Consider the following 6,389-nt stretch of genomic DNA (forward strand, 5'->3'; position numbering starts at 1 on the left):
GGCCAAGGGTGTCGTGGAGCCCAAGGAGATGGCCGACATCGACCCGGCGGCGGCGGCGCTGCCCGGCGTGACCCTCGTCGACCTGGAGTCCCTCGCCGACGCCGACCCCGACGGTGGTGTGCCCGCAGAGGTCGAGGCGGTCCGGCGGATCGTGGCCGGCGAGGTCGCGGCCTTCGCCGCCGGTCAGCGCGCGAGTCAGATCGCCCCCACCGTGGTCGCTCTGCGCACCATGGCCGATGAGGTGGTGGCCGCGGAGATGCTGCGGCTGGAGGGCAAGTTGCCCGACCTCGAGGCCAAGCAGCGCGAGGAGATCGCCAAGTCCGTCAAGCGCGTCGTCGACAAGCTCATGCACGGTCCGACCGTGCGGGTGAAGGAACTGGCCAGCGGCCCGGACGGCGAGACCTACGCCACCGCGCTGCGCGAGCTGTTCAACCTCGACCGCAGTGCGGTCGAGGCGGTCATCCGCGCCGACCTCACCGATGACGTGATGGGCGATCTGCGCTCCGAGGGGGAGCGGTGACAGTTCCCTCCGTGCTCAGGATGGGCACCAGGGGCAGCGCGCTCGCGATGGCACAGTCCACGGCGATCGCGGCCCAGGTCACTGAACTGACGGGCCGTCAGGTCGAGCTGGTCACGATCACCACGGCCGGCGACGTCAGCACCGAACCGCTGGCCTCGATGGGCGGCGTGGGTGTTTTCGTGAACGCCCTGCGCGAGGCGCTCCTCGCCGGCGAGGTCGACTTCGCGGTGCACTCGCTCAAGGACCTGCCGACCGCCGATGCCTCCGGTCTGGTGATCGCCGCGATCCCGCAGCGGGCGGATCCGCGGGACGCCCTGGTCGCCCGTGACGGACTCGTGCTGGGCGAACTGCCGACCGGTTCCCGGGTCGGCACCGGCTCACCACGCCGCGCTGCGCAGCTGCACGCGCTCGGGCTCGGCCTGGAGGTCGTCGGGGTGCGCGGCAACGTCGACACCCGTCTCAAGCTGGTCGCCTCCGGCGAGCTGGACGCAGTGATCCTGGCCCGTGCCGGCCTGGTCCGGCTCGGCCGCGCCGACGAGATCACCGAAACCCTGGACCCGATCCAGATGCTGCCTGCACCTGGGCAGGGGGCGCTCGCGGTGGAATGCCGTGACCCCGACACCGACTCCGCGGCGGCCGATGTGTTCGCCGCGCTGCGTGGCCTCGACGACCCGTGGACCAGGGCCGTCGTCACCGCGGAACGAAGCCTGCTCGCCACCCTTGAAGCCGGTTGCTCGGCGCCCGTCGGGGCGCTCGGGGAAGCGATCGAGGGTGATCCCGAGACGGGCGAAGAGGACGAGCTGTATTTGCGGGCGACGGTGCTCGCAACCGACGGAACTGACGCTGTGCGGCAGTCCACGACCGGCCCCCTCGTCGAGGCGGAGGTGCTCGGCCGCAAGCTCGCGGCCGAGATGCTCGCCGACGGGGCCGACTTGTTGATGCAGGAGGAGTCGGCATGAGCCCGACGCGCAAGACGACCTCGACCGGCGCCGCCACGGCTGCGACCACTCCCGCCGCTCCGGCCGGCAAGCCGGCGGCGAAGAGTGCGACCAGCACGAAGGCGCCCGCGAAGACCCAGGCCGCCAAGGCGCCGGCAGAACCGGCGCGCCGCGTGACCGGGTCCGTCGCGTTCGTGGGCATCGGGCCGGGTGACCCCGGCCTGTTCACGCTGCGCGCGCTTGAGCTCCTGCGCGACGCCGAGGTCGTGGTCCTCTCCGAGAGTGGCCGCGAGCAGTTGCTCGCGCACTGCCCGGCCGCCGTGACCGTGGCCGACGGTGCCTTCGACGCCGAGGGTGTTCCGCTGGCCCCGGCGGCCCGCGCCAAGGTGATCACCACCGCCGCCAAGAGCGGCAAGCGCGTGGTCCGCCTCGTCGACGGCGACGGCGGCCTCACCGGGCACGTGGCCGAGGAGGCCGCCGCTTGCGTCAAGGCCGGCCTGGCGTTCCAGCTGGTGCCCGGCGTCTCGCCGGTGACCGCGGTCCCGGCCTTCGCCGGCGTCCCGCTGACCAGCCGCAGCGTGCGCGAGGTCCGCGTCGTCGATGTGACCGACAGCAAGATCGACTGGGCTTCCGTCGCCAGCAAGGACGCCACCCTCGTGCTGTCCGGCACCACCGAGCGGGCGCTGGTCGCCGGCGCGGTGGCCAAGCTGATCGAGGCCGGCCTGGACCCGGCCACCCCGGTGATCACCACCTGGGCCGGCACCACCACCGAGCAGCGCACCGTCGCCGGCACGCTGGTCGACATCGCTGCTGCGCTGCCGTCCGGAACGCTCTGCCCGAGTGCGGTCACCGTGGTCGGCGAGGTCGTCGACCTGCGCGAGACGCTGTCCTGGTTCGAGACCCGGCCGCTGTTCGGCTGGCGGGTGCTCGTGCCGCGCACCAAGGAGCAGTCCGGCGCCCTGTCCGTGCGGCTGCGTTCCTACGGGGCGGTGCCGGAGGAGGTCCCGACCATCTCGGTCGAGCCGCCGCGGACGCCGCAGCAGATGGAGCGGGCCATCAAGGGCCTGGTCACCGGACGCTACGAGTGGGTCGCCTTCACCTCGCGCAACGCCGTGAAGGCGGTGCGGGAGAAGTTCGAGGAGTACGGCTTGGACGCCCGCGCGTTCTCCGGCATCAAGGTGGCCGCGGTCGGCGAGCAGACCGCGGGCGACCTCGCCGCCTGGGGCATCCGCGCCGACCTGGTCCCGTCCGGGGAGCAGTCCGCCCGCGGGCTGCTGGAGGACTGGCCGCCGTACGACGAGGTCTTCGATCCGATCAACCGCGTGTTCCTGCCGCGCGCGGACATCGCCACCGACGTCCTTGTCGCCGGCCTGGTGAACCTGGGCTGGGAGGTAGACGACGTCACCGCCTACCGGACCGTCCGCGCGGCCCCGCCGCCCGCGCCGGTGCGCGAGGCGATCAAGGGCGGCGGCTTCGACGCGGTGGTCTTCACCTCGTCCTCGACCGTGCGCAACCTGGTCGGGATCGCCGGCAAGCCGCACACCTCGACGATCATCGCCTGCATCGGCCCGGCCACCGCGGCCGAGGCCACCGAGCACGGCCTGCGGGTCGACGTGCTGGCGGCCACCCCGTCCGCCCGTGAGCTCGCCGACGCCCTCGCCAACTTCGGTGCGGCCCGTCGCGCGGCCGCCGCGGAGAACGGCGAGTCGGTGCTGCGGCCGTCGGAGAAGCGCACCTCCGCGCGTCGCCGGCGGTAGCAGCGCGCCAAGACTGCGCCGATAGTGGAGTTGAGCACGCCTTTCCGGATCCGGAACGGTGTTCAACTCCACTATCGGGAGAGTTCGAGCACGGCGAAAGGGGATCCAGGTGGCTGACTTCGCCGTCCGGCCTCGTCGTCTGCGGCGCACACCTGCCATCCGGCGGCTGGTCGCCGAGACGACGGTGGCGCCGCGGCAGTTGATCCTGCCGATGTTCGTTTTGGAAGGCGCTGCCGAACCGGTGCCGATCGCCAGCATGCCCGGCGTGGTCCAGCATTCGCTGGACTCGCTGCGCAAGGCGGCGGTGGACGCGGTCGAGGCCGGCGTCGGCGGGCTGATGCTCTTCGGGGTCCCGCTGGCGAAGGATGCGTCCGGTTCGGGCCTCGACGCCGACGACGGCATTCTCAACAAGGCGTTGCGTGAACTGAGCGCCGAGGTCGGCGACGCCACCGTCCTGATGGCCGACCTGTGCCTGGACGAGTTCACCGACCACGGCCACTGCGGGGTTCTCGCCGCGGACGGCTCGGTGGACAACGACGCCACGTTGGCCCGGTACGCCGCCGGCGCGCTGGCCCAGGTCCGCGCCGGCGCGCACGTGCTGGGCCCGTCCGGAATGATGGACGGTCAGATCGGCATGATCCGGCGGGCGCTCGATGCCGAGGGCTACACCGACACCGTGCTGCTGGCCTACGCGGCCAAGTACGCCTCCGCCTTCTACGGCCCGTTCCGCGACGCGGTGCAGTCCTCGCTGGTGGGGCACCGCAAGAGCTACCAGCAGGATCCGCGCAACGGCCGGGAGGCGCTGCGCGAGGTGGCGCTGGACATCGCCGAGGGGGCGGACATCGTGATGGTCAAGCCGGCCCTGGGCTACCTGGACGTGGTCCGGCAGGTCCGCGACGCCGTCGACGTGCCGGTGGCGGCCTACCAGGTCTCCGGGGAGTACTCGATGGTCGAGGCGGCGGCCGCGGCCGGCTACCTGGACCGGGAGCGGGTCATCGACGAGACGCTGGGTTCGATCCGGCGGGCCGGGGCCGACATCGTGCTCACCTACTGGGCCGTCGAGGCGGCCCGGCGCCTGCGCTGAGTCTGCGCTGAGCGCGTGTCACCCGTTGGCTCAAAATTCCAGGCTCGCCTCGTCAACCTCGGGCGAGGGTGGGGCGTCTTGTTGGTGCTGGCCCGGGGAGGGCCGCCGACGGACACCGGTCCGGCGACGACTCAAGGGGAAGAAACAGGCCATGAGCATCTCGAAGAAGTCCCGTACCCGCGCCCTGATCAGCGCCGCCGTCGTCGGCGTCGCTCTGACCGGGGTTGCCGTCACTTCGGCCAGCGCGAACCACACCGGCACGTTCGTGCCGAAGAGCGACCTGCCGCAGGCCTCGCAGTACACGCCGTGGACGGCCCAGGCGCCCAAGGCCGGCCTGCCGAAGCCGATGTACACCTGCATCAAGGGGATCCTCCCGGCGGGCAAGTCCTCGTACCAGACGTTCTCCGGTGACCTGGCCGCCGAGGTCCGCGAGATCATCACCGTCGCCAAGAACAAGACCGAGGCGAAGGCGCTGGCCGCCAAGCTGCGCAGCGCGATCGCCAACTGTGACGACAAGCTCGACGACGTCACCGACATCGACCGGATCGGCCGGTTCAAGACCGCGGACGGCCTGACCCTGGACGCCGTCTACACCGCGCCGGAGGGTTCGGAGTACAACTTTCAGCTCTTCGCCGTCGGGCGAGACGGCAGGGCCGTGGTCGTGACCACGTTCTCCGACATGGGCCAGGAGGACGACGCCCCGATCGCGGCGTTCACCACCACGGCCAAGCGGGCGCTGCAGAAGGCTTTCTGACCCTCCGGCAGATAGCCGCAGCTACTGCGAAACAGCGCCCCGGGGCCCCAACCCCCGGGGCGCTTTCGCGCGTCCACAACGGATGTCATCCGCAGCCTTTTAGACGGTGGGGATGAAATCCGGCACGAGCGCCTTCAGGCGCCCGCGTAGGGAGTCCTTGACCGCCTCGGTGATGGCGGCGGTGATCAGGCGCTGCACCTCGTTCGGGTCCTCGAGTTCGCCGAGCAGCGTGCGCAGGTCGAGGTCGGTGACCGCGCGGCGCAGGACGTCGTCGGTCCTCAGGGCGGAGTTGACCACGCCGTCGGGCAGGGCTTGGATCAGCCGCTTCACGAACGAGTTCAGGTTCGCCTCGGCCAGCGCCTCGTCGGCCAGTTCGGACGCCGGCGGCAGTTGATTCTCGGCCTTCATCCGGTCGACGGCGCCCAGCAGTCCGCCGCGCAGGGCGTCGATCTCCGGGTCGGCGAAATCGGTGGCGAGGCCGAGGTTGATCACCAGGGTCTCCCGGCTGAGGCCGAGCCGGCAGGCCGCTCCGTCCAGCCCGTAGAGCACGAGCAGTTCGCCGAGGGCGTCGATCGAGGTGGTCGAGGCGGCCGTCACCACGCGGGGCGTGCAAGGGTCCTCGACCTCGACCGGCGCGAAGTCCCCGCCGCCGTTGGCGGTTTGGACGCCGAGCACCCCGGCGACCAGGGCGACCGAGAGGGCCGGCAGCAGCAGCGCCCGGTTGTTCACGGCGACGCTCCGGTCGTTGCGGATGACATCCGTTGTGAAGGGGGGCGGCGGGGGACCGGGATCAGCGGCAGCAGGGCGAGCAGCGCCAGGCCGGAGGCGATCAGGAACGAGTCCCGGAAGGCCCGGGTGGCGGCCCGCTCGAGCTGGGAGTCCAGGGCGACCTCCAGGCGCTGCGCCTCCACGCGTTCGGTGTCGCTCAGCTTCAGCTCGGCGAAGGCCGGGTGCAGATCGGGCACCCGGCCGTTCTCGTCGGCCAGTCGCTCACCGAGCCCGCGGGCCAGCGCGATCTTGTCGTCGGGCAGCAGCCGGGCGTCCAGCACCAGGCCGGTGATCGCCTCGGTGGCCGGGCCCTGGGCCTCGCGCAGGTCGGCGGTGAAGACGGGGGTGAGCAGAGCCAGGCCGAGCACGACCCCGGCGTGCCGGGCCCCGATCGTCCAGCCGCCGTGCAGAGCCCGCGGGAAACGGTCGCGCAGGGCGGCGTAGGTCAGGGAGTCGACGGTCAGCCCGAGGCCGAGACCGATCAGGGCCTGCGGGGCGATGGTCCAGGCCAGGTTCGCCGAGGGCGGGAGCGCGAGCGCCACCAGCCCGCCCGCGATCAGCACGCACC

5 protein-coding genes and 2 pseudogenes are annotated in these 6,389 nt (G+C 72.0%); 5 read left to right on the forward strand and 2 right to left on the reverse strand.

Features of this window, described 5'->3' with window-relative positions:
- The 5 genes and pseudogenes from H0X00_RS20430 to H0X00_RS20450 all read left to right on the forward strand — a co-directional run.
- Positions 1 to 520, forward strand: a pseudogene (locus H0X00_RS20430) (glutamyl-tRNA reductase); the annotation flags it as partial.
- Positions 521 to 540: 20 nt separating this feature from the next.
- Entirely contained in the window at positions 541 to 1,479 is a 939-nt protein-coding gene (gene hemC, locus H0X00_RS20435; protein ID WP_367186712.1) for a hydroxymethylbilane synthase, read from the forward strand.
- Positions 1,476 to 3,215 (forward strand): bifunctional uroporphyrinogen-III C-methyltransferase/uroporphyrinogen-III synthase, encoded by a 1,740-nt coding sequence (locus tag H0X00_RS20440; RefSeq protein ID WP_293774352.1) that lies wholly within the window; start codon positions 1,476 to 1,478, stop codon positions 3,213 to 3,215. The genes hemC and H0X00_RS20440 overlap by 4 nt, the downstream gene beginning before the upstream one ends.
- 109 nt (positions 3,216 to 3,324) lie before the next feature.
- Positions 3,325 to 4,299: a porphobilinogen synthase gene (hemB, locus tag H0X00_RS20445; protein WP_293774353.1), complete on the forward strand. Its 975-nt coding sequence runs from the start codon at positions 3,325 to 3,327 to the stop codon at positions 4,297 to 4,299.
- A 151-nt stretch (positions 4,300 to 4,450) separates the two neighbouring features.
- Positions 4,451 to 5,053 (forward strand): hypothetical protein, encoded by a 603-nt coding sequence (locus H0X00_RS20450; RefSeq protein WP_293774355.1) that lies wholly within the window; start codon positions 4,451 to 4,453, stop codon positions 5,051 to 5,053.
- 99 nt (positions 5,054 to 5,152) lie between these two features.
- Here the strand turns inward: H0X00_RS20450 and H0X00_RS20455 are convergent, their stop codons facing one another.
- Both H0X00_RS20455 and H0X00_RS20460 read right to left on the reverse strand, forming a co-directional pair.
- Positions 5,153 to 5,782, reverse strand: a complete 630-nt coding sequence (locus H0X00_RS20455; protein WP_293774356.1) for a hypothetical protein — start codon at positions 5,780 to 5,782, stop codon at positions 5,153 to 5,155.
- A pseudogene (locus tag H0X00_RS20460) lies at positions 5,779 to 6,389 on the reverse strand (MFS transporter); the annotation flags it as partial. The gene H0X00_RS20455 and the pseudogene H0X00_RS20460, both read right to left, overlap by 4 nt.

The sequence above is a fragment of the Sporichthya sp. genome (assembly GCF_013815995.1).
In the GTDB taxonomy this organism is placed as follows: Bacteria; Actinomycetota; Actinomycetes; order Sporichthyales; family Sporichthyaceae; genus Sporichthya.

Excerpts from the sequence above, each read along its gene's own strand:
- hemC (WP_367186712.1), top strand. The coding sequence starts at position 541 with ATGGGCACCAGGGGCAGCGCGCTCGCGATGGCACAGTCCACGGCGATC.
- H0X00_RS20450 (WP_293774355.1), top strand. The coding sequence starts at position 4,451 with ATGAGCATCTCGAAGAAGTCCCGTACCCGCGCCCTGATCAGCGCCGCC.
- H0X00_RS20440 (WP_293774352.1), top strand. The coding sequence starts at position 1,476 with ATGAGCCCGACGCGCAAGACGACCTCGACCGGCGCCGCCACGGCTGCG.